The 1,464-nt window shown below is 41.1% G+C and carries 3 protein-coding genes; all 3 read left to right on the forward strand.

Annotation, left to right across the window (positions count from 1 at the left end; all coding sequences use genetic code 11):
- Positions 1–324 (forward strand): DedA family protein (locus tag B4033_RS12830; RefSeq protein ID WP_286834536.1); only part of this gene is annotated, 324 nt, incomplete at its 5' end.
- A 30-nt stretch (positions 325–354) separates the two neighbouring features.
- The gene (locus tag B4033_RS12835) at positions 355–777 is read left to right on the forward strand and encodes an ABZJ_00895 family protein (protein ID WP_286834538.1); all 423 of its coding nucleotides are present in this window, start codon (positions 355–357) and stop codon (positions 775–777) included.
- A 185-nt stretch (positions 778–962) separates the two neighbouring features.
- Positions 963–1,403, forward strand: a complete 441-nt coding sequence (locus tag B4033_RS12840) for an ABZJ_00895 family protein (protein WP_286834541.1) — start codon at positions 963–965, stop codon at positions 1,401–1,403.
- Positions 1,404–1,464 lie beyond the last annotated feature (61 nt).

A 1,464-nucleotide genomic window follows, 5' to 3' on the forward strand; every position in this document is an offset into this window, starting at 1 on the left:
GATGTAAAAAAATCTTTAGCATGGTTCGAGCAGTATGGTCATCGCATTGTTTTTGCTGGACGTATGATTCCCGCAGTGCGCTCCCTGATCAGTATTCCTGCTGGAATGAGTCGTATGCCCTTCTGGAAATTCATGTTTTATAGCAGCTTGGGAACAATCATCTGGACGACTTTTCTGGCCTGTATTGGATTTTATTTCGGCGAAAATCAGAACTTGATGCATCAGATTTTTAGCAAGGTCAGTTATATCATTATTGCAATTGTAGCGATTATTATCGGCTGGGTTCTGTACCGTAGACATCAACGCAAAAATCGTCCATCCTGAATAGTAAGTCCTGTTAAGGAGGCCAGAACGATGTCGCATTATCTTAAATATTTTGCAGCCGTTTATCTTGCCTTGCTGGTTTTGGTTGGCATGATTGTGTATTGGTTAAACTTGGGTGCCATTATTTTCATTCCTGCATTAATTGCAGCAGCATTCTTGAGTGCCCGGCATTTTGTGCATAAGGAACTGCGTGTCCCTGACGCCAAGGAAAAAAATACCTTGGTCTGGGGCTCTACCATTATTGCCATGAGCCTTGGCTTTATTGTTATCTTGGTGATGATCTGGCTGCACCCTTATACCGAGGAAATTCTGCGCCGAATGAATTATACAGGCCGAGGCCCAAATTCATTTATTGTCGCTGCCTTGATTGCCTTGCATGCCGCCCTGTTTCATGTCGCCTATCATGGCTATACCCGCTATAGCTTGGCTAAACAGCTAAAGAAACACGCTTAATTTCAATCGAGTTCAAATCATGTCACGTGATCCTTCTATGCTTCACGTGACATTCGTCGTATTCTTTTAATTTATCTTGCTGAATATTCGAGCAAATTATTAAAATAAACAAACTTGTTGGTATAACTTTTCCCATTTTCAACCACACAAGCAACAACAATAAAAACACAATATTCGAGATAAAAATGATGATTAAAAAATATTTTGGCTATTTCACTATAGTTTATCTGGTCGCGATTCTGATTGTCGCTGGTTTAAATATGTTTATCGATTTGCCTGGCAGCAGCACTGCCATCCCGGCATTATTCGGTGCAGGGGCAGCGGCAGCGATCAAATTTGTTCAGGATCAACAGCGTCTACCAAGTGCTATAGAGAAAAACCAGTTAATTTGGGGATGTCTGGGCATTAGCGTACTCATTGGCTTGATCTTATCCTTGTCAATATTGGGTATTGCAGAACAACGGGAAATTATCCTTGGTATGCTGGAATCTTTATCTTTTGGCATCTGGATAAGCATATTGCTGCTAGGCTTGGCGATTCAATATGTTGTCCTTGCCTTATGTTTCGGCTGGATGAGCAAAAGTGCCCTTAAAGGTTTGGAAGCCAAAAAACAGGCTAAAGAATAGCTGCTTAGCTTAAAATCACAGATATAAAAAAGCAGATATCAAAAAAGCACCCGAAGGTGCT

This window comes from Acinetobacter sp. UBA3132, from assembly GCF_002364825.1.
Classification (GTDB): domain Bacteria; phylum Pseudomonadota; class Gammaproteobacteria; order Pseudomonadales; family Moraxellaceae; genus Acinetobacter; species Acinetobacter schindleri.

What these genes read in the sequence shown, in the direction of transcription:
- B4033_RS12835 (WP_286834538.1), top strand. Translation starts at nt 355, where the DNA reads ATGTCGCATTATCTTAAATATTTTGCAGCCGTTTATCTTGCCTTGCTG.
- B4033_RS12840 (WP_286834541.1), top strand. Translation starts at nt 963, where the DNA reads ATGATGATTAAAAAATATTTTGGCTATTTCACTATAGTTTATCTGGTC.